The sequence below is a fragment of the Gordonibacter urolithinfaciens genome (genome assembly GCF_900199375.1).
GTDB lineage: Bacteria > Actinomycetota > Coriobacteriia > Coriobacteriales > Eggerthellaceae > Gordonibacter > Gordonibacter urolithinfaciens.
Genome location: NZ_LT900217.1, coordinates 2,011,750 through 2,032,639 on the forward strand (window position 1 = coordinate 2,011,750; position 20,890 = coordinate 2,032,639).

Genomic DNA, 20,890 nt, shown 5'->3' on the forward strand with positions numbered 1-20,890 from the left:
CTGCGGGGACCGTCAGTCGTTGCGTGCGGGCGTCGTCGCGTCCAGCTTCTCCAGGAAGCGCGCGGCGGCCGCCTCGATGCTGTCCGTGCCTCCCTCTATCACCTCGCCGAAGCGGACGGGCAGCGCATCGAGCTCGGCCAGGCCGCGGGGGATGTCGTCGTGCCCCGTCTCGCGCGCGATGAGCTGGTTCAGCGCGCAGCCGGAGAGCGCGGCCACGTCGTCGGGCAGCGGCGCGCCCGGCTCCAGGCCGTGCAGCGCGCGGTACACGTTGTCGCCGAACTTGGCCCAGTGCGCCGTGCTGGCGATGAGCACGGGATTTTCGCCCCGGAGGTTCTCGGCGGTCTGGTAGGCGACGGCCGTGTGCGGATCCAGCAGGTAATCGTGCTCGTCGAGCACGCGCTTGATGGTATCCAGGCACGTGGCGTTGTCGATGGAGTCGGAGGCGAACAGCTCCCTCACGCGGGCGAACGTTTCCTCGTCCACGCGGAAGCGGCGCTGCTCGCGCAGGTCGGACATCCAGCCGGCGATGGCGGCGGCGTCGCGCCCCGTCAGCTCGAACAGCTGGCGCTCCAGGTTCGACGACACGAGGATGTCCATCGAAGGGGAGGGCGTCAGCACGAAGGGGCGCTCGGAGATGTCGTAGGTGCCCGTGTTGATGAAGTCGGTGAGCACGCGGTTCTCGTTGCTGGCGCAGTACAGCATGCCCAGCGGCACGCCCATGTGCTTGGCGTAGTAGGCGGCCAGGATGTTGCCGAAGTTGCCGGTGGGCACGCATACGTCCAGCTCGTCGCCCAGTCCCAGCTTGCCGTCTGCCACCAGCTGCGCGTAGGCCGACACGTAGTACACGATCTGGGGCATGAGGCGCCCCCAGTTGATGGAGTTCGCGCTCGACAGCGCAACGCCGTGCTCTTCCAGCAGCTGCTCCGCGAACGCCTCGTCGCCGAACACGTTCTTCGCGCCGGTCTGGCAGTCGTCGAAGTTGCCGCGCACGCCCCACACCTGCACGTTGCGCCCGCGCTGCGTGGCCATCTGCTTGAACTGGATGTCGCTCACGCCGCCGTCAGGGTACATCACGCCTATGCTCACGCCGTCCACGTCGCGGAAGCCCTCGAGCGCGGCCTTGCCCGTGTCGCCCGACGTGGCCACGAGGATGAGGAAGTCGTGGTCGAGCTTCCCCTGTTCGCGCAGCTGGGCGGCGCTTGCGGAGAAGAACCGCGGCAGGCACTGCAGCGCCATGTCCTTGAACGCGCTCGTGGGGCCGTGCCACAGTTCCAGCACGTGGGTGTCGGCCGTAAGCGACGTGATGGGGCAGATGCGCTCGTCGTCGAAGTTGTCGCCGTAGGCATGCGCCATGAGCGCTTCGATGGTCTCGGCGGGCAGGTCGACGTCGAACGCCCGGTAGATGCGCGCCGCGCGCTGGGCGTAGGGCAGCTGCGCCAGCGCCGCGATGTCCTCCAGGGAGAGCTCCGGGACGCGCTCGGGCACGTACAGCCCGCCGCCCGCCGCCAACCCGTCGACGACGGCTTCCGTGAACGTGACGGGCCGGGGTCCAGCGCCCCGCGTGTCGATGTAGAGGTTCAAAGCCTTGTCCTGCGCTTTCTGGTCGAATTCGCACGTTTCGATTATCCATCCTAAGTATACTATGTTCCGAAAACAACCGGCGCGTCGCGAGACCCTGTTTTTCTTCCTGAAAACTCGATTCGACGAGAACCTGTTCGGCACATCGCCCGAGTATTGGTTGAACTTGCAGCGCAACACCGATTTGTGGGAGTCGCTCGACCTCCATCGCGATGATCTTGAGCGCATAGAGCCGCTCGCCTTGGGCATGGTGGGCTGAGCCTCTTTCGCCCGCCCGACCGCCTTGTTTCCGCTGTGCAACGGTTCGCCTCCGCACCCGCGCGATGCCGCTGTCGCGTCCTACCCTGGTGCTCGATAGCGCAGGCAGGGCAACCGATGAAGGCGAGGCGAGGCGGATGGGCGGGCATGACGGCGAACACGAGGATGTGCGGGACGGCTCTTCCAGAAAGGACGCCTCCGGGGGCGGCATGGCGATGCACGGGGCGAACCTCAAGCGGCGGTTCTTCGCGAGCCTCGTGCTCACGGTGCCCATCCTGCTGCTGTCCTCGCCCATGGGGATGGCGCTCCCCATCACGCTCGCGTTCCCCGGCTCGGACTGGGTCGTGGCGGCGCTCGCCACGGTGCTGTTCGTCTACGGCGGCATGCCGTTTCTGCGCGGGGCGGCGGACGAGCTCAGGCGCCGCCAGCCCGCCATGATGACGCTCGTGGCGCTCGGCATCACCACGGCCTACGCCTACAGCATCTACGCCTTCGTCCAGCGCTCCGTCCTGCATGCGGCGGGCATGCACATGGACTTCTTCTGGGAGCTGGCCACGCTCATCGTCATCATGCTCCTGGGCCACTGGGTGGAGATGCGGGCCGTCATGGGCGCGGGCGACGCGCTCAAGGAGATGGCCGAGCTCCTGCCGGCGCAGGCCCACGTGGAGCAGCCGGACGGCTCCTTCGCCGATGCGCCGCTGTCCGAGGTGCAGGTGGGGCAGACCGTCATGGTGGAGGCGGGCGAGAAGGTGCCCGCCGACGGCGAGGTCGTGCGCGGCGAGTCGCAGGTGAACGAGGCGCTCGTCACCGGCGAGGCGCGCGACGTGGCCAAGGGGGCAGGCGACTCCGTGTTCGGCGGATCGCAGAACGGCGACGGCACGCTGTACGTGCGCGTGACCGGCACGGGCGACTCGGGCTACCTTGCCCAGGTCATGAAGCTGGTGTCGCAGGCGCAGCAGGAGAAGTCGCGTGCCGAGGTGCTGTCGGACAAGGTGGCGCGCTGGCTGTTCTACGCCGCCGTGGGCGTGGGCGTCGCGGCCTTCGCCGCGTGGCTTGCCGTGACGGGCAGCGTGGGCGACGCGCTCACGCGCATGGTCACGGTGTTCGTCATCGCGTGCCCGCATGCGCTCGGCCTGGCCATACCGCTCGTGGCCGCGCGCTCCACGTCCATCGGCGCGCGGCACGGCCTGCTCGTGCGACGCCGACGGGCGCTCGAGGTGGCGCCGCGCGCGAACGTGGTGATGATGGACAAGACCGGCACGCTCACCGAGGGCGACTTCCGCGTGGCGGAGGTGCGTGCGGTGGGAAAGCCGGGCTCCGGCGACGGCAAGGGCGATAATGCCGGAGGGGCCGCCGGCATTATCGCCGGCAATGACGGGAAAAAACGGCGGCGCATCCGCCGACGACCGTGCCGACGACCGCGTGCTCGCGATCCTCGCCGGGCTCGAGCAGTCCTCGTCGCATCCGCTCGCGGCGAGCATCGTGGCCGCCGCGCGCGACCGGGGCGTGCGCCCCGTGCCCGTGCGCGACGAGCACGCCGTGGCCGGCGTGGGCGTGGAGGGCACGCTCGAGGATGGGCGGAAGGCGCTCGTTGCGAACGCGCGCCACCTCGACGAGCGGCGCATCGTCTACGACCGCGGCCTGTTCCAGCAGCTCGCAGGCCGCGGCCTCACGGTGAGCTTCCTCGTGATCGACGGCGTCGTGGCCGGCGTGGTGGCCCAGGGCGACGAGGTGAAGCCCACGGCGCGCGAGGCGGTGCGGCAGCTCAAGGAGCGCGGCATCGCGCCCGTCATGCTCACGGGCGACAACGAGGAGGCCGCGCGCGCCGTGGCCCGCGACCTCGGGATCGACGAGTTCCACGCTGGGCTCGTGCCCCAGGACAAGGTGCGCCTCGTGCAGAAGCGCCGCACGGCGGGCGACGTGGTCATGATGGTGGGCGACGGCATCAACGACGCGCCCGCCCTCGCGAAGGCCGACGTGGGCGTGGCCATCGGCGCCGGCACCGACGTTGCCATCGACTCCGCCGACGTCGTGCTCGTGAAGAGCGACCCGGAGGACATCGTGCGGCTGCTCGACCTGGGCACGAACACCACGCGCAAGATCAAGCAGAACCTCTGGTGGGGCGCCGGCTACAACATCGTGGCCATCCCGCTCGCAGCCGGCGTGCTGGCGCCGGTAGGCATCCTGCTGAGCCCCGCCGTGGGCGCCGTGCTCATGAGCCTGTCCACCGTCATCGTGGCCGTGAACGCGATGACGCTCAAGGCCGGCGACGAGGGGTAGGGCCCGGTGGTGTACGCCTCCCGAAAATCGCCTACGGGCCGTTGAGCGGATGCAGACAAAAAAAGAAAAGTTAACCAAGGCTTCCATTTCATGAAAGTTTGCTATAGAATACTTATTGTTATACGAAGCTAACTGATGGGAGCACAGATGGGCAATGCAACGGTAGCGGGCATGGGCGGGCAGGCGGGCGTGCAAGCCCGCGCGCATGCCGGTACGGGTATCGCATGCGCCGATGCGGACGCGGTTCCCAGCGCCTCGTGCCGACAGATGCCGCTTTCGTTCCTCGGGAGCGGCGAGACGGCCACGATAGCGAAGGTGCGCGGCAGGGGCGACCTGCACCACCACCTGGAGAACCTCGGGTTCGTGGAAGGAGCGCGCGTCACGGTGACGGCCGAGGCTGCGGGCGACCTTATCGTGGAAGTCAAGGGCACGCAGGTCGCGCTCAACAAGCAGATCGCGTCCCGTATCATCACGAACGCCGCCGCCTAGGCGCTGCGGTGCGGCGGGGCGCTTGCACGCTGCTTGCAGTTCGCTTGCATGCTCTTGCAGTTTGCTGGCGTGCGGACTGCCGGCTTTCGCCGCTGTTCGTTTTTTCGTACAAATGTTTCACGTGAAACATTCGGAAGCGAAAATTCGGGCAACCGAGAGCCGAATGGTCGACGGTCCGCTTTTCCGGACGCCCCAAAGCTCTGCATGGTCGCAGGCGCCAAGGTTGCAGGTTCGGCCCGCATGGCCAGGTCGCGCATTCGGTACGAGTGCCCAGATCTGCAGGTTTCGCATTCCCTTGAGTTGGCAGAAGAGTTGGCAGGAATCGGGTGCCGGAGGCACCTGGCGAGGAAGAAAGGATCGGCATATGACAGAAGGGCAGGGTAAGACGCTGCGCGACGTCGCCATCGGCGAGTCGGTCACGGTGCGCCGTCTGACGGGCGAGGGAGCCATCAAACGCCATATCATGGACATGGGCATCACGAAGGGCACGGACGTGTTCGTGCGCAAGGTGGCTCCGCTGGGCGATCCCATCGAGGTCACGGTGCGCGGCTACGAGCTTTCGCTGCGCAAGAGCGAGGCGGAGAACATTTTGGTTTCGTTGGCCTGACGGCCGGCGAAACGACGCTGCGGCTTTCCGTGGCACTCCATCTTGCCACGCTGGCTTGAGCTCACGTGCAAAAGCACGCTCGCCCAACCCGTCACGCCAATCTGGAGCACCACGAAAATCCTCGCTGAACTCGATGGACCGGCGGCTTCGTTTTCGCGCGTCGCGCGAACAACCGGAGCCCTGTTTTTTGAGACATAGTTAGTTACAGTTAACTTCACGACGAGGGGACCGGCAATCCCCTTGCAGCGTGAAACGTGTGCAGGACGATGTCGGGAAAGCATCGACCTGCGCAAATGGAACAAGGAAGCCTGCCCGATGCCCAAGGCAACGGGTAGGGACAAGTGGGAAAGGCAGAACATGGGAATTCGCATAGCGCTTGCCGGCAACCCGAACTGCGGCAAGACAACGATGTTCAACGACCTGACCGGCGCCTCGCAGTACGTGGGCAACTGGCCGGGCGTGACGGTCGAGAAGAAGGAGGGCACCTACACGCGCGACAAGGACGTGACCATCACGGACCTGCCGGGCGTCTACTCGCTTTCGCCGTACTCGCCCGAGGAGGTCGTGACGCGCGACTACCTGCTCGACGGCCGCCCCGACGCGGTCATCAACCTCGTGGACGCCACGAACTTGGAGCGCAACCTCTACCTGACGACGCAGATCCTCGATCTGGGCTTGCCGGTAGTGGTGGCGCTGAACATGATGGACCTGGTGGAGAAGAACGGCGACAAGATCGACGTGGCCAAGCTCTCCAAGAAGCTGGGCTGCCCCGTAGTGGAGACCTCGGCGCTCAAGGGTCGCGGCATGGAGGACCTGCTGAAGACCGCCATCGACGCGGCGAAGAAGGGCACGCCGGCCGCGTCTGACCTGCGCTTCACCTCCGAGGTGGAAGAAGCGCTGGGCCGTGTCATCGACGTGCTGGGTACGCGCGTGACCCCGAACGTGGCGCGCTGGTACGCCATCAAGCTGCTGGAGGGCGAGCAGAAAACCATCGACAAGCTGGGCCTGCCTGCCGGTGACCTCTCGGCCGTTGCAAGCATCCGCGAGGCGCTCGAGAACAGCCAAGACGACGACGCCGAGAGCATCATCACCGGCGAGCGCTACGACGCCATCGGCGACGTGGTGTCGGAGACGGTGAAGAAGTCGCTCAAAGGCGCCACCACCACGCAGAAGATCGACCGCGTGGTCACGAACCGCTGGCTCGGCATCCCCATCTTCATCGTCATCATGACGCTGGTGTACTACATCTCCGTATCCACCGTGGGCACGCTATTCACCGACTGGGCCAACGACGGCGTCTTCGGCGACGGCTGGCTCTACACCGGCACCGAGCAGTACGACGAAGCGGTCGGCGTTTGGGAAGAGAACATGACAGCCGCCGAGGAAGCCGGCGCAAGCGAGAGCGAACTGGCACTCTTAGCCGAAGAGGAGCCCGATCCCGCAGAGTTCGGCTTCTACCTCCCAGGCCTCACCCCCGTGGCCACCGAGGCGCTGGAGTCCATCGGCACGGCGCCGTGGCTCACGAGCCTCGTCGTGGACGGCATCATCGCCGGCGTGGGCGCGGTGCTCGGCTTCGTTCCCCAGATGATCGTGTTGTTCCTGTTGCTGTCCGTCCTGGAGGCCTGCGGGTATATGGCGCGCGTCGCGTTCATCATGGACCGTATCTTCCGCAAGTTCGGCCTGTCGGGCAAGAGCTTCATCCCCATGCTCATCGCGTCGGGCTGCGGCGTCCCCGCCGTCATGGCCACGAAAACCATTGAGAACGAGAAAGACCGTCGCATGACCATCATGACGACGACCATGATCCCCTGCGGCGCGAAGCTGCCCATCATCGCGCTCGTGTTCGGTGCCATCGCCGGCGGCGATGCGGGCACCACCTGGTGGATCGCGCCGGTGTTCTACTTCCTGGGCGTCATCGCTATCATCGTGTCCGGCATCATGCTGCGCAAGACCAGGATGTTCGCCGGAGAGGCCACGCCGTTCATCATGGAGCTGCCGGCCTATCACGTGCCCGCCGTGAAGAACGTGGCCCTGGCCACGTGGGAGCGCGTGAAGAGCTTCATCGTGAAGGCCGGCACGATTATCTTCCTGTCGTCCATCGTCATCTGGTTCCTCATGAACTTCGGCTTCTACGAAGGCGCGTTCGGCCTTCTCGACACGGAGATGGAAGACTACATCCAGTACAGCCTCATGGCCGGTCTGGGCAACGCGCTGGCGTGGGTGTTCGCGCCGCTTGGCTTCGGCAACTGGGAGTCCGCCGTCACGTCCATCACGGGCCTCGTGGCCAAGGAGAACGTCGTGGCCACGGTGGGCATCCTCACCAGCCTGGGAGACGCCGGCGAGGCCGATCCGTCCATGTGGATGGCGTTCGGCGCCCTCATGGGCGGCAGCGTGCCGGCGATCATGGCCTTCTGCGCCTTCAACCTGCTGTGCGCCCCGTGCTTCGCCGCTATCGGCACCATCCGTCGCCAGATGGCGAGCGCGAAGTGGACCTGGTTCGCCATCGGCTACATGACGGTGTTCGCGTGGGCCGTGGGCCTGATGATCAACCAGTTCGGCATGCTGCTGGGCGGTGGCGAGTTCAGCGTGTGGACTGCCGTGGCCGTCGTGGTGCTGGTGGGCATGCTGTTCCAGCTGTTCCGCCCCCTGCCCGAGTACAAGGACAAGGGCGGCGCGCCGCAGGCCGAGGCCGAGCAGGGTGTTGCGTAAGGCTCCTGCAGGAACCGAACGGCGGGCGCATCCTGCGCCCGCCGTTCGGTGCGTTCGGACGCGAGCGCGTGAGGATATTTCTCGCGAATCATCTGTGCGAAAAGCAATGCGCCGGAAAGCGGCGCCGTGGAAAGGAGGCGGCTCGTGCTGCCATTGGAGATAAGTCCGGCAACCGTCATCATCGGCCTTGTTATCGTGGTGTTGGCCGTGCTAGCCGTGCGACGCCTGGTGCGCCGCGGCACCTGCGACTGCCACGACCACGGAGGAGGCCCGGCGAAGGGCGGCTGCGCGGCAGGAGGCTGCGCTGGGTGCACCGGGTGCGGAGTCGCAGATGCCCTGGTCGCCGACATTGAGCGCGCCGCCAAGCAGGGAAGCGCTCGGTAGGCGCTCGGCAGGCGCAGGGAAATCCAATATATGGAGGAATTGTAAACCAAGGAAAACTTTGCCTTGACCATACGTGTAAGTTAGCATAGACTAACAAATGTCAGAAAGCGACAGCGAAACTTTCCCGGCGCAAGGCAGGCGCCAAAGGGGAAGGCTCGAGCTCTCTGCCTCCTCTTCTTGCTGACACGGCGGCGAAGGCTCCTCTCGTCTGGTCATTCGCCGCACAGCATCGCCGACGGGGGATCCCCCCCTCTTCCCCCGTCGGCACTCCTCCCTTTCAGCCTCTTCTCATCTTCGCCTTCGGCGTTCTCTCGGATCTGCGTTTTCCTGTGGCAGGCTGTCAAACTTCGCGGCCCACCGTTTCGAGTGCGACCGGCCGCGACACTTTCTGCCTCCCGGCGTGCAACGCTCGGGGACTACCGGGGGGGGGCTGATGCCGCCCTTTCGGAGGGGGCGAGGGGTGTGGTACCATGGGCGAGGCGCGAAGGAGGGTTCCTGTGGAAAAAATGTCCATGTCGCACGAAGATTATCTCGAGGCCATCGTCATGTTGGGCGGTACGACGGAGGCGTCGGTCCGTTCGGTCGACATCGCGACGAAGCTCGGCGTGTCCAAAGCGTCGGTCAACAAGGCCGTGACGTCCCTGAAGGAGAAGGGCCTGGCCGACCAGCCGTACTACGGCGACATCACGCTTACCGAAGAGGGCTACGCCTATGGAACGTCGGTGCTCGACCGCCATCACATGCTGTTCTCGTTCCTCACGAAGGCCCTCGGCATTCCCGAGGAGCAAGCCGAGCGCGAGGCGTGCCTCATGGAGCATGCCATCAGCGACGAGTCGTTCGAAAAATGGAGTTCTTATATTAAGAAGCTCGATCTCTAGCCCTTGAGAACGCCGCCCTCGAGCGGCGTTTTTTACGGTTTCACCCGCGCTTCGGGCCGCGATTCAACGGTTTCTCAACGGGCCGGCTGTGCGCCTGCGTCCGGTGGCGGGGCCCCTGCTTCTGTGGTATCCTTGAGCAAGCTTCTGGCATTACACCCACCATCAACGAACCACGATGCTAAGAGGAGCGCACTCCATTGGGCAACCAGGCGAATATACTTTCGTTTGACGAGGTGAAACGCGATTCGGGCGCAAGGCGCTCGTCTGTCGCTGCGCCTTTGCGGCCCTCGCGGAGGCGCCCTGCCGGCAGCGTGGAGCAGGGCGTTTCCGCATCGGTGCGCCCGGCCGGGCGCGCGGGCGCCTCTGCCCGTTACGCGGCCTCGCGGCCCCTCTCGGATGCCGCGCGCATCTCCGGCACCGCACCGCGCACGGCTTCCCTCGCAAATCCTGCCCGGCCGCGTTCTATCGTCGATGATTTCCCCGCCTCCTCGGCGCGGGCCGCCGTTACCGCGTACGCCGACCGCGGTTCCCGCATCGAACCTGCCGGCACCGCGCCGCGCCGTCGCCGGGGCGCCCATGCCAGGCAATCCTTCGTCGACCTCGACGAGCCCGACGAGCGTTCCGCTGATCGCGGCGAGGCGGAGGACGAAGCCCCCGATAAGCGCTCGCGCCTGCAGGAGTTCCGCCGCAGGCGCCAGAAGGACCGTGCCGACAAGAAGTTCGACAAGCAGTTCGGCGGCAGCCGCGCAACCGATGCGCCGGCCGCGGGATCGCGCGCGGCCGTGTACAAGGGCGAGATGGGCTCCAACCACAAGCGCGCCGCGCGCATGCAGAACGACGCAGCCGGCAAGGCGCGCACGTTCTCGCTCGCATCGCTCAACCCGCTCGCACTGCTCTCCTCGGGAAAACAGTCGCCGAAGGCCATCGCCGGCCTCGGTTTTGTCGCCTGCCTTCTGCTCACGTGCTGGTTTTTGTACACTCCGACGCAGCAGCTGTACCACTCGGTGCGCGAGCACGACCGGCTCCAAGCGGAGTACGCGGCCATCGAGCAGCGCAACGCCTCGCTCGAGTCCGAGGTGGGCACGCTGCAGACGGACGCCGGCATCGAGGACCGCGCGCACGAGCAGTTCGGCTGGGTGCCGGAGGGCGAGCAGACCGCCAACGTGCACGGCCTTGCCGCCGACGCCGGCAACGACGAGGGCTCGAACTTCACGGCGAACATCGTGGTCGGCAGCGTGGAGGCGCCCGAGACGTGGTACTCGCCGGTGCTCGACGCCCTATTCGGCGTGAAATAGCCCCGTATTCGCGCGCGTCCGGCCCGCACGGGGCGGCCCGTGCGACCGAAGCATCCAAGGAGGAAGCGACCCTATGGCAACCCATCTGACGGATCCCGCGCCTACCTGCACGGCCCCCGGCACGCTGCGTCCCGGCCGCTATGCCGCCATCGACATCGGCACGGTGACGTGCCGCATGCTCGTGGCCGACATCGACGAGGCGGGAGCGCTGCACGAGCTGCGGCGCGAGTACGCCATCACGAACCTGGGCGAGGGCGTGGACGCCTCCGGCGTGCTGAAACCCGAGGCCATGCAGCGCGTGGCCGACGTGGTCGCCCGCTACCAGGCCATCCTCGACGCGTGCGAGCCGGAGGACGGCGGCGGCATCACCGTGACGGCCGTGGCCACGTCGGCCTCGCGCGATGCCCGCAACGCCGACGAGTTCGTGGCCCTGCTGGCCGATGCGGGCATCACGCTGACCGTCGTGCCGGGCGAGCGCGAGGCGGCGCTGTCGTTCGCGGGCGCGTCGTGCGACTTCGCGGGCGAGCGCATCCTCGTGGTGGACGTGGGCGGGGGCTCGACTGAGCTCGTCGCCGGGCGGGCAGGCGAGGCGCCCGTTCAGGCGCATTCGTTCGACATCGGGTGTCGCCGCGTGACCGAGAAGTTCCTGGAGGCCGATCCGCCTTCCGACGAGGAGCTCGGCCGTGCCCGCGCGTGGATCGCCGAGGAGATGCGCTCCTACTTCGACGACCTGGGCGCCGGCGGGTTCGCGCCCGAGCGGGTGGTGGCGGTGGCCGGCACGGCCACGAGCGTGGTGGCGGTGCACGAGCGCATGGCGGAGTACGACTCGTCGCGCGTTCATCGGTCCGTGGTGGAGCGCGCCGTGCTGAACGAGGTGTACGCCCAGCTGGCCAGCGTGGGCCTGGACGAGCGCCGCCGCACGGCAGGCCTCGATCCCGGCCGCGCCCCCGTGATCGTGGCGGGCCTTGTGATCTTGCAGGTGGTGCTGGACCTGGCCGGCATGCCGTCGTTCACGGTGAGCGAGTCCGACATCCTTCACGGCATCGTGCTGGAAGCCGCGCGCGCGGCCGTGTAGCATGCGTTGCGGCCGCCTTGCCCCGTCCCGCTGGCGCCGAAAGTTTGCTACCATATACCGTGCGCGCCGCCTGTTCGGGGAAGAGGCGCGCGAAGGCGGAGCTACGTGGGGACGTGGCGGAATTGGCATACGCAGCGGACTTAAAATCCGCCGGCCTCGGTCTTGTGGGTTCGAGTCCCACCGTCCCTACCATTCTCCCGGCCGCCCTCGCCGCTTAGGTGCTTTTCGCGGCCCTCAAGGCTCCATGCACCGGTTTCGCATACTCCACCCCAGCCATGCAGTTTTCACGTAGATGATGCTGCCGGTCGCCTTGCCTGTTCATAGTGCGCGAAAACCTTGTGGTACGATTGCTCAAGCTGTCGCGGCGAGCGCGATGAGCGCGTTTTGGGGCAGAGCCTATCCGTCGAGCGAAGAAAGCGTTATGGACAACATCAACGACATCATCGCGGCCATCGAAGAGCCGCCCGAGACCTTCGAAGAATACCTCACCCGCTACGCCGCCCAGGTGGGAACGCTGGTGAACTCGTACATCCCCCAGGGATCGCACCCCGACATGGACCGCTACCTGTACGAGCCGCTCAACGCGTACAGCCAGAACGGCGGCAAGCGCCACCGTCCGCTCATCTGCTTCGCGGCCTGCCGTGCGGTGGGCGGCGACATGGCGCGCGCCACGAGCGCGGCGGCCGCCATCGAACATTTCCATACGGCGGCGCTTATCCATGATGACATCGCCGACGAGGCCGAGCTGCGCCGCGGCGAGCCCTGCCTGCACCTCACCGAGGGCATGGGGCTGGCCATCAACATGGGCGACCTTGCGCTTTCGTTGGTGAACGGCACGGTCATCAACGACCCGCTGCTCGACGATGCCACCAAGGTGCGCGTGGTGAACGAGCTCATAGAGATGACGCGCCGCACCATCGAGGGCCAGGCGCTCGACATCGGCTGGGCGCGCGACGGCCGCTACGACATTACCCCCGAGGACTACCTCGTCATGGCCACTCACAAGACGGCGCATTACTCCGGCGCCGTGCCGCTGGCCATCGGCGCCATCATAGGCGGCGGCACCGAGGCCGAGATCGAGGCGTTGCGCAACTACGGTCTGGACACGGGCCTGGCGTTCCAGATCCAAGACGACCTGCTGAACCTCATAGGTTCCGAGGAGTCCACGAAGAAGGACTTCCGCAACGACATCACCGAAGGCAAGCGCACGCTCATGGTGGTTCACGCGCTGCAGCACTCCGACGACCGCGACCGTCTCATCGACATCCTGTCGTCGAAGGAGAAGGACCAGGCCGTGCTCGCGGAGGCTGTGGACATCATGGAGACGTCGGGCAGCATCGAGTACGCCCGCAACTACGCCGAGAACCTCACGAGCATAGCGAAGAACCGCCTGGTGGACATGGTGCGCCCGTCCTCCTCGCGCGAGCTGCTCATCTCCATGGCCGACTGGTTCGTGAACCGCTTGAAGTAACGGGTTCCGCGGGCCGACGGCCCGCGCCCTCCCTACAGAAAGCAGCTTGCCACGATGACGATGGCGGTGGTCAGCAGGCCCGACACGGCAATGCTCACGCCGCTCATGGCGCCTTCCAGCTCGCCCATCTCAAGCGCCTTCGTCGTGCCCACCGCATGGCTGCACGTGCCGATGGCCACGCCCTTGGCGATGCCGTCGCGCACGCGGAACAGGCGCGCCATGAGCGGCGCGGTGATGGCGCCCAGGATGCCGGTGACGATGACGGCCGCCACGGTGATGGACGTCACACCGCCCAGCTGCTCCGACACCGCGATGGCGATGGGCGTGGTCACCGACTTGGGGATGAACGACAGCGCCAGCGCGTCGTCGAGCCCCAGCAGCTTGCATAGTGCATAGGCGCTGGTCATCGAAACGATCGATCCCACGAGGCATCCGGCGAAGATGGGAACGAAGTGGTCCTTGAGCGTCTGGCGCTGGCGGTACACCGAGTAGGCCAGCGCCACCGTGGCCGGCCCCAGCAGAAACGAGATGAGCTGCACGCTCTGCTCGTACGACTCCAGCGGGATGCGCAGCGCCACGAGCGCCGCGATGATGAGGGCAACGGTGACCAGCAGGGGGTTGAGCAGCGGAGACTTCACGCGCTCGTACAGCAGCACGGAAAGCTTGAACACCGCGAGCGAGGCTGCGGTTCCCAACAGGAGGGTCAGCCCGAGGTGCGCCATCGCTTCCATGCCGCCTACGCCTCCTCGTCGGCCGTGCGAGCGTCGCGCTTCGCCATCAAGCGCGATACGAGCATCACCGTGTACGCTGTTGCCAGAAACACGAGCACCGTGGTCACCACGCAGACGAGCGCGAACTTCGCCGCATTGCCCTCCAGCAGCGACACGCACCCTAAGATGGCCACACCGGCGGGGATGAAGAACAGCGACATGTTGTCCAGCAGGCAGTCGCAGGCATCGCCCACGTGCCGTGCTTTCAGCAGGCCCGTCCCCAGAAGCACGAGCAAGAGCACCATGCCCACGATGTTGCCCGGCAGGTGGATGGGGAGCGCCGACGCGAGCGCGCAACCGGCGGCGTACACAGCCACCACGACGGCGAGCTGCGCCGCGAACCGTGCGCCCCGCTTGCCGGCGCGCCCGGCCCTCGCGCGCCACGAGGCATCGTTGGGAGAGGGTGCGCAAGCGCACCCGGAGACGCCCGATACGGCGTCGTTCAGCTGTTCCATGACACGGATTCCTCACCAGTAGGCGGGTTGCATGCGGCGCCCCGCCCCGCATGTCCCGCTCGTTTTTCCGTGCTTATTGTACGGCTGCGCAAAAATATATGCGCGGCAGGCGCCCAGAATCCACGTAAAACGAAAGCGACACCGCCGAAACCCGGCGATGCCGCACGCGATCCGATGGCGTTCCTGCGCTAGTCCTTGCCAACCAACGCATTCACCAGGGCCGATACGATGCTGATAACGATGGAGGCCACGAACGCGCTGCCGAACGAGTCGATAACGAGCCCCACCTGGAAGATCCCGTTCGCCAGCCATGCGGCGATGTAGAGCATGAGCGTGTTCACCACGAGGTAGAAGATGCCGAGCGTGATCACGCTGATGGGCAAGCTCAGCACCTGCATGATGGGCTTGATGCTGATGTTGACGAGCGACAGGATCAGGCCGAAGATGGCGATGCCCACCCAAGCGTCCGTGCCGCCGAGGATCTCCATGCCCGGAACGAGCCACACGGCCACGCCCACGGCGACGGCGGTGACGAGCCAGCGGATGATGAAGTTCATGGCGGGTCCTCTTTCTTGATGGTTGCATACGGATTGCACTATAGGCGCGAAAAACGAAGCCGCGCGAAACAGTGGGGAAACCGTTACGCGCGGCTTCTTGGGGACGTCCTCGACCGCCGCCCTGGATTCCCTGCGGGGTTAGAAGCGCAGGCTCAGGCAGCTCAAGCCCCCGTCGAGCTTGCGGTACTCGCTCGTGTCCACGGTGATGGTCTCGTAGCCGGCGTCTTGCACGGCCTTCAACACGGTGGGGTAGCCCTCGGGCACTATGACGGTGCCGTTAACCCAGATGCAGTTGGCGGCATAGGCCTCGTCCTCGGGGATCTCGATGCGGTGGTACTGCTCGAAGTCCGGCTTGGTCACGAACTCGCCGGACACCAGCATGTTGCCGTCCTCCAGGTAGTTCACGCCGGTCTTCAGGTGCAGCACGTGCTCCAGCGGCACCTCGGAGCCCTCGAGGCCCCAGCCCTCCAGGATCTCGAAGAACTGGCGTATGCCCTCCTCGTTCGTGCGGGCGGAGCGCCCCACGTAGAAGTGGTCGCCCACCATCATCACGTCGCCGCCGTCGAGCGTGCCGGGGCTTTCGATGTGCTTCACGCGGCTGTCGTCGAAGAACTGGCGCACGGCGGGCTCTATCTCGTCCTTCTCGCCGTTGCGGCTGGCCGCGCCTGGGTTCGTGATGATGGCGCCGCAGCGCGTGATGACGGCCGGGTCCTCCACGAAGCAGGAGTCGGGGAACTGCTCGAGCGCAGGCAGCACCGTCACTTCCACGCCGCAGTCCTTCAGGGCCGCGATGTAGTCGTCATGCTGCTTGCATGCCAGCTCGTAGTCCGGCTTGCCCAGCTCGGGTGCCGACGTGATGCCCTCCACCATGCTCTTGGCCGGGCGGCGGACGATAACGTTGGTGAACTTGGTCATGTGTGCTCCTTCAGTTGCGCGGTACGGGTACGCGTTTCGATGCGTATACTATAGTGTAGCTTTCCGCGATGACGATAGACGGGTTCGAAAATGACGAAACGGTTGCAAGACGCGCACGCCCTCCACGGTCCCGACCGCCCTCGGAAGGGCTCCGAGGGCGCCGGCGCAGGGACGCCCGTCTGCCCCCATGCCCAAACGTGCGGCGCCTGCCAGCACGTGAACGAGCCCTATGCGGCCCAGCTCGCGCGCAAGGATGCGCGCGTGGCCGAGCTGTTCGGCGGCTTCGAGGGCGCCGAGCTGCGGCCTATCTTGGGCATGGACGACCCGTTCCGCTACCGCAACAAGGTGGTCTCGCCGTATGCGCCGGGCAAGAAGCTGCCGGGTGCCGCGCCGGGTGGAAGGGCCGAGAAGGGCAAGGGCTCGCGCGGCGACCGTGCCCGCGAGGCGCGCGGCCGCCGCACGGCGGGCCGGGCGCGCCATGAGATACTCTGCGGCATGTACGCCGCCCACTCCCACCGCATCGTGCCGACCGATGGGTGCCTCGTGGAGAACGAGCAGGCCAAGCAGATTATCCTGGCCATCCGTTCCCTCATGCCCCGCTTCGGCATCGAGCCCTACCGCGAGGATGCGCACAGCGGCTTTCTGCGCCACGCCGTGGTGCGCGTGGGGCATACGAGCGGCGAGATGCTGGTGACGCTGGTGACGAACGGCCGGGAGTTCCCCGGCTCGCGCGCGTTCTGCCGCGAGCTGGTTAAGCGCTGCGCCGGCATCACCACCATCGTGCAGAACGTGAACGAGCGCCAGACGAACGTGATCCTGGGCGAGCGCGAGCAGGTGCTGTACGGGCCCGGGTTCATCCTGGACCAGCTGTGCGGCTTGAGCTTCCGTATCTCGTCGCAGTCGTTCTACCAGGTGAACGCCGTGCAGACCGAGGTGCTGTACCGGCAGGCCGTGGAGTTGGCGCACCTTGCCGGCGCCGAGCGCGTGGTGGACGCGTACTGCGGCACGGGCACCATCGGCCTCGTGGCCGCCAAGCACGGGGCGGCTCGGGTGGTGGGCGTGGACTCCGTGGCTTCGGCCATCCGCGACGCGCGCGAGAACGCGCGGCACAACGGCGTGGAGAACGCCCGGTTCGTCGTGGGCGACGCGGGCGCTTTCATGCGCGAAGCCGCCGCCGATGGCGAGCAAGTGGACGTGGTGCTCATGGATCCGCCGCGCGCGGGCTCGAGCGAGGAGTTCCTGGAATCGTTGGCTGGGTGCGCGCCCGCGCGCGTGGTGTACATCTCCTGCAACCCGGAGACGCAGGCGCGCGACGTGCGGCAGCTGGAGCGCCGCGGCTACCGCCTGCGCACGCTGCAGCCGGTGGACATGTTCCCCCACACGGACCACATCGAGACGATCGCGCTGCTGGAGCGCGAAGGAGGGCGATAGCATGGACGAGCAGGCGAAGGCGGGCGGTTGGGACGGGGCGTCCGCGGGCGCCGGGCGCGCAGGCGGGGAAAGGGCCGACGCCTACCGGTTCGCGCTCGACACGATCCTCGACGGCATGCGCGCCAACGTGTACGTCACCGACCCCGCCACCGACAAGATCCTCTACATGAACCGCTACATGAGGGAGGACTACGGGCTGGACCGGCCCGAGGGCACGCTGTGCTGGCAGACGCTGCAGCGCAACCTGGACCGCCGCTGCCCGTTCTGCCCGGTGGACAAGCTCGAGGCCGCCGAGCCTGGCCGTTTGGTGGAATGGGAGGAGACGAGCTCGAAAACCGGCCGCGTGTACCGCAACTGCGACAGCCTCATCCGCTGGTTCGACGGCTCGCTCGTGCACCTGCAGCAGTCCGTGGACATCACCGACGTGAAGACGGCCAGTATCGACGAGCTTACCGAGCTGCTCACGCGGCGCGTCGGCAAGGGCCGCCTGCAGGCGCGCATGGACCGCGAGCGCGACGAGGGCGACGTGTTCAGCGTGTGCCTGTTCGACATCAACCGTCTTAAGGAGATCAACGACCGGTTCGGACATGCCGAGGGCGACGTGGTGCTGCGGGCTGCGGCCGACGCGGCGCGCAGCCAGCTCTCGGGCGAAGAGTTCGCCTTCCGCCTCTCGGGCGACGAGTTCGTCTGCGTGGTGGAGGGCGATGCCGCCGAGGCGCGCGGCAAGATGGAGCGTGCCGACGACCTGCTCTCGGGCCGCGTGAAGGGCGATCTAAGGGAGACGGGCTTCTGCTTCGGCATCGTGGAGGTGCAGGGGAGCGACGTCGCCGAGGTCAACGAGGTGCTCACCATGGCCGACGAGCGCATGTACGAGCAGAAGCGCCGCCTGCACATCGGGCGCAGCGAGGCGCGTGCGCAGGAGGCGCTGGAGCGCAACAGCGTCCTGACCGACGAGGACGTGGGCGCGTTCGCGTTCGATGTGGACTTGCTGTACGACGCCCTGGTGGACAGCACCGACGACTACCTCTACGTATGCAACATGAAGACGGGCGTGTTCCGCTACCCGCAGGCCATGGTGGAGGAGTTCGGCCTGCCGGCGCAGGTGGTGGCCGATGCGGCGGCCGTATGGGGCTCGCACGTGCATCCCGATGACCGCCAGGCATTCCTCGAGTCCAACCAGGACATCGTCGACGGGCGCACGACGCGGCACTGCGTGGAGTACCGGGCCCTCAACCGTGCGGGCGAGTACGTGTGGCTGCGCTGCCGCGGCATGCTCATGCACGACGGCGACGGCGAGCCCAGCCTGTTCGCGGGCTTCATCACCAACCTGGAGAAGAAGAACAAGGTGGACCACCTCACCGGGCTGTTCAACAAATTCGAATTCGAGGACGTGGTGCGCCGCGCCTTGGAGGCGCGCCCTGACGAGCGGCTGGGCCTCATGGTGCTGGGGATCGACGATTTGCGCCACATCAACGACCGTTACGACCGCGGCTTCGGCGACGACGTCATCCGCATCATCGCGCATCGCATCCAGAGCGCGCTCGTAGGGCGTGCGTATGTGTACCGCTTGGACGGCGACGAGTTCGCGGTTGTGGCGCGCGGCGACGACGCCGCCACGCTGCCCGACGTGTACCAGGCGCTGCACCAGTCCTTCCGCCGCCAGCAGACGCACGAGGGCAAGAAGTTCTACTGCACGCTCTCGGCCGGCTGCGCCCAGTACCCGGCGGATGCGGAAACCTACGAGGACCTGGTGAAGTTCGCGAACTACGCGTTGGAGTACGCCAAGGCGCACGGCAAGAAGCGCCGCGTGCCGTTCTCGCCCAGCATCCTGGCGGAGCGCTCGCGCACGCTGGAGCTGGTGGAGCGCCTGCGCGACAGCATCGAGCACGATTTCGAGGGCTTCCGGCTGGTGTTCCAACCGCAGGTAAACGCCGCGGACGGGCGCGTGATCGGCGCCGAGGCGCTGGCACGCTGGAGTTGCGACGCCTGCGGGGAGGTGCCGCCGTTGGAGTTCATCCCGCTGCTGGAGGAGAGCGGCCTCATCGTGCCGTTCGGCGCCTGGGTGCTGCGCCGCGCCATGGAGACGGCCGCGCGGTGGCGCGCCTGGAACCCCGACTTCGTCATGAGCGTGAACCTGTCGTACCGCCAGCTCGACGAGGCCAAGCTCGTGCCGAGCATCGCCGAGGCGCTGGCGACCACGGGCCTGCCGCCGGCGAACCTGGTGGTGGAGATGACCGAGAGCTGCTTCGCCAGCAGCAGCGAGGCGGCTCAGAAGCTGTTCGCCGGCGTGCGGGCGCTGGGCGTGCGCATCGCCATGGACGACTTCGGCACGGGCTATGCGGCGCTGGGCATGCTGAAGCAGTCGCCGGCCGACATCGTGAAGATCGACCGCACGTTCGTGCGCGACATCCGCGACAGCACGTTCGACGCCACGTTCATCCGGTTCGTGGTGGAGCTGTGCCATGACGTGGGCATCCGCGTGTGCCTGGAGGGCGTGGAGGTGCCGGAGGAGTACGAGGCCGTGAGCGGCATGGGCCTGGACAGCATCCAGGGCTTCCTGTTCGGCCGTCCCTGCCCTCCGGACGAGTTCGAGCGGAAGTTCCTGGGGAAGGAGTAGGCTTCGGGCGCGCGAGGGCGCGGCAGACGCCGTTTTGCCGGCGGCGGCCTGCGGGCTCTTTCCCGCAGCAGCGACCGGGCGGGCGGATCGCGAAGATTCCGTGGCGGCGTCCTTCTTTCCGCGGCCGGCGTGGTACGATTTCCTAAAACCCAGCAAAACACTAGGAGATAGACATGGCAGACCATATTTCAGAGCTCATCGGCGAGACCCCGCTCGTGCTGCTGGACGCGCTCTCGCAGGAGACGGGCCTTCGCGTGCTCGCCAAGTACGAGGCGGCGAACCCCGGCGCGTCTATCAAGGACCGCGCGGCCCGCTCGATGATCGACCGCGCCGAGGAGCGGGGCGAGATCGCGCCGGGCCGCACGGTGCTCGTGGAGCCCACGAGCGGGAACACCGGCGTGGCCGTGGCCATGATCGGCGCCGCGCGCGGCTACGAGGTGGTCATCGCCATGCCCGAGTCCATGAGCCGCGAGCGGCGCGCGCTCATGGCGGCCTACGGGGCGCGGCTGGAGCTCACGCCGGCGGCGGCGGGCATGGCCGGCGCCGTGGCGCGCGCCGAGGAGATAGCGCGCGAGGTGCCGGGCGCATGGATCGTCGGCCAGTTCACGAACCCGGACAACCCCCGCGCCCACGAGGAGACCACCGGGCCCGAGATCGTGCGGCAGCTGGGCGGCTTCCCCGACTACGTGGTGGCCGGCGTGGGCACCGGCGGCACGCTGTCGGGCGTGGCGCACTACCTGCGCGCGCAGGGCGCTCCCACGAAGTTCTACGCCGTGGAGCCGGCGGAGAGCCCGCTCGTGTCGCAAGCGCTGGCCGGCGAGGAGCTGGCGCCCGCGTCCCACGGCATTCAGGGCATCGGCGCGAACTTCATCCCCGCCACGCTCGATTTGGACGCGTTGGACGGCGCGCTGGCAGTCTCGGTCGACGACGCGCTGGCCGCCGCGCGCGACCTGGCGTCCCGCGAGGGCCTGCTCGTGGGCATCTCGTCGGGCGCGAACGCCGCCGCCGTGCTGAGGCTCGCGGCCGAGCGCCCTGAGGCGCGCGGCGCGACCGTGGTCACGTTCGCGGTGGATACGGGCGAGCGCTACCTGTCCACCCCGCTGTTCGCGTAAGGAGCCCCC

18 protein-coding genes, 1 tRNA gene and 1 pseudogene are annotated in these 20,890 nt (G+C 67.2%); 15 read left to right on the forward strand and 5 right to left on the reverse strand.

Annotation, left to right across the window (positions count from 1 at the left end; translation table 11 throughout):
- Positions 1–12: 12 nt before the first annotated feature.
- A complete protein-coding gene (gene thrC, locus BN3560_RS08620) occupies positions 13–1,581 on the reverse strand; it encodes a threonine synthase (protein WP_154270095.1) in 1,569 nt (522 codons plus the stop codon).
- Positions 1,582–1,642: 61 nt separating this feature from the next.
- Here thrC and BN3560_RS14715 point away from each other — a divergent pair, with 61 nt between their 5' ends.
- The 12 genes and pseudogenes from BN3560_RS14715 to BN3560_RS08675 all read left to right on the forward strand — a co-directional run bounded on the left by BN3560_RS14715 (position 1,643) and on the right by BN3560_RS08675 (position 13,024).
- A complete protein-coding gene (locus BN3560_RS14715) occupies positions 1,643–1,837 on the forward strand; it encodes a helix-turn-helix domain-containing protein (RefSeq protein ID WP_227115106.1) in 195 nt (64 codons plus the stop codon).
- Between the two features lie 604 nt (positions 1,838–2,441).
- A pseudogene (locus tag BN3560_RS14875) lies at positions 2,442–3,083 on the forward strand (HAD-IC family P-type ATPase); the annotation flags it as partial.
- Between the two features lie 124 nt (positions 3,084–3,207).
- Positions 3,208–4,116 (forward strand): HAD-IC family P-type ATPase, encoded by a 909-nt coding sequence (locus BN3560_RS14880; RefSeq protein WP_269456914.1) that lies wholly within the window; start codon positions 3,208–3,210, stop codon positions 4,114–4,116.
- 147 nt (positions 4,117–4,263) lie between these two features.
- A complete protein-coding gene (locus BN3560_RS08635) occupies positions 4,264–4,605 on the forward strand; it encodes a FeoA family protein (RefSeq protein WP_096227741.1) in 342 nt (113 codons plus the stop codon).
- 364 nt (positions 4,606–4,969) lie between these two features.
- Complete coding sequence (locus BN3560_RS08640; protein WP_087190012.1) at positions 4,970–5,212, forward strand: FeoA family protein; 243 nt, start codon at positions 4,970–4,972, stop codon at positions 5,210–5,212.
- A 357-nt stretch (positions 5,213–5,569) separates the two neighbouring features.
- Complete coding sequence (gene feoB, locus BN3560_RS08645) at positions 5,570–7,921, forward strand: ferrous iron transporter B (RefSeq protein WP_096228645.1); 2,352 nt, start codon at positions 5,570–5,572, stop codon at positions 7,919–7,921.
- A 144-nt stretch (positions 7,922–8,065) separates the two neighbouring features.
- Entirely contained in the window at positions 8,066–8,305 is a 240-nt protein-coding gene (locus BN3560_RS08650) for a hypothetical protein (protein ID WP_096227742.1), read from the forward strand.
- A gap of 497 nt (positions 8,306–8,802) precedes the next feature.
- Positions 8,803–9,183: a metal-dependent transcriptional regulator gene (locus BN3560_RS08655; protein WP_041239223.1), complete on the forward strand. Its 381-nt coding sequence runs from the start codon at positions 8,803–8,805 to the stop codon at positions 9,181–9,183.
- Between the two features lie 311 nt (positions 9,184–9,494).
- Positions 9,495–10,478, forward strand: coding sequence for a septum formation initiator family protein (locus tag BN3560_RS08660; RefSeq protein ID WP_227115105.1), 984 nt, complete (start codon positions 9,495–9,497; stop codon positions 10,476–10,478).
- Between the two features lie 73 nt (positions 10,479–10,551).
- Entirely contained in the window at positions 10,552–11,553 is a 1,002-nt protein-coding gene (locus BN3560_RS08665) for a Ppx/GppA phosphatase family protein (RefSeq protein WP_096227743.1), read from the forward strand.
- Between the two features lie 107 nt (positions 11,554–11,660).
- Positions 11,661–11,745 (forward strand) — tRNA-Leu (locus tag BN3560_RS08670).
- A 229-nt stretch (positions 11,746–11,974) separates the two neighbouring features.
- The gene (locus BN3560_RS08675; protein WP_015539437.1) at positions 11,975–13,024 is read left to right on the forward strand and encodes a polyprenyl synthetase family protein; all 1,050 of its coding nucleotides are present in this window, start codon (positions 11,975–11,977) and stop codon (positions 13,022–13,024) included.
- A gap of 32 nt (positions 13,025–13,056) precedes the next feature.
- Here BN3560_RS08675 and BN3560_RS08680 read toward each other — a convergent pair whose 3' ends face one another.
- The 4 genes from BN3560_RS08680 to BN3560_RS08695 form a co-directional block, all read right to left on the reverse strand.
- A complete protein-coding gene (locus BN3560_RS08680; RefSeq protein ID WP_087190008.1) occupies positions 13,057–13,755 on the reverse strand; it encodes an LrgB family protein in 699 nt (232 codons plus the stop codon).
- Between the two features lie 5 nt (positions 13,756–13,760).
- Positions 13,761–14,249, reverse strand: coding sequence for a CidA/LrgA family protein (locus BN3560_RS08685; RefSeq protein ID WP_096227744.1), 489 nt, complete (start codon positions 14,247–14,249; stop codon positions 13,761–13,763).
- A gap of 188 nt (positions 14,250–14,437) precedes the next feature.
- A complete protein-coding gene (locus BN3560_RS08690) occupies positions 14,438–14,806 on the reverse strand; it encodes a phage holin family protein (RefSeq protein WP_087190006.1) in 369 nt (122 codons plus the stop codon).
- Between the two features lie 138 nt (positions 14,807–14,944).
- Complete coding sequence (locus tag BN3560_RS08695) at positions 14,945–15,721, reverse strand: dimethylarginine dimethylaminohydrolase family protein (RefSeq protein ID WP_096227745.1); 777 nt, start codon at positions 15,719–15,721, stop codon at positions 14,945–14,947.
- Positions 15,722–15,811: 90 nt separating this feature from the next.
- On the opposite strand from BN3560_RS08695, the gene rlmD reads away from it, so the two are divergent.
- The 3 genes from rlmD to cysK all read left to right on the forward strand — a co-directional run bounded on the left by rlmD (position 15,812) and on the right by cysK (position 20,881).
- Positions 15,812–17,152 (forward strand): 23S rRNA (uracil(1939)-C(5))-methyltransferase RlmD, encoded by a 1,341-nt coding sequence (rlmD, locus tag BN3560_RS08700; RefSeq protein ID WP_096227746.1) that lies wholly within the window; start codon positions 15,812–15,814, stop codon positions 17,150–17,152.
- A gap of 1 nt (position 17,153) precedes the next feature.
- Positions 17,154–19,769, forward strand: coding sequence for a putative bifunctional diguanylate cyclase/phosphodiesterase (locus BN3560_RS08705; protein ID WP_096227747.1), 2,616 nt, complete (start codon positions 17,154–17,156; stop codon positions 19,767–19,769).
- 173 nt (positions 19,770–19,942) lie between these two features.
- Positions 19,943–20,881, forward strand: coding sequence for a cysteine synthase A (gene cysK, locus BN3560_RS08710; protein ID WP_096227748.1), 939 nt, complete (start codon positions 19,943–19,945; stop codon positions 20,879–20,881).
- Positions 20,882–20,890: the final 9 nt, after the last annotated feature.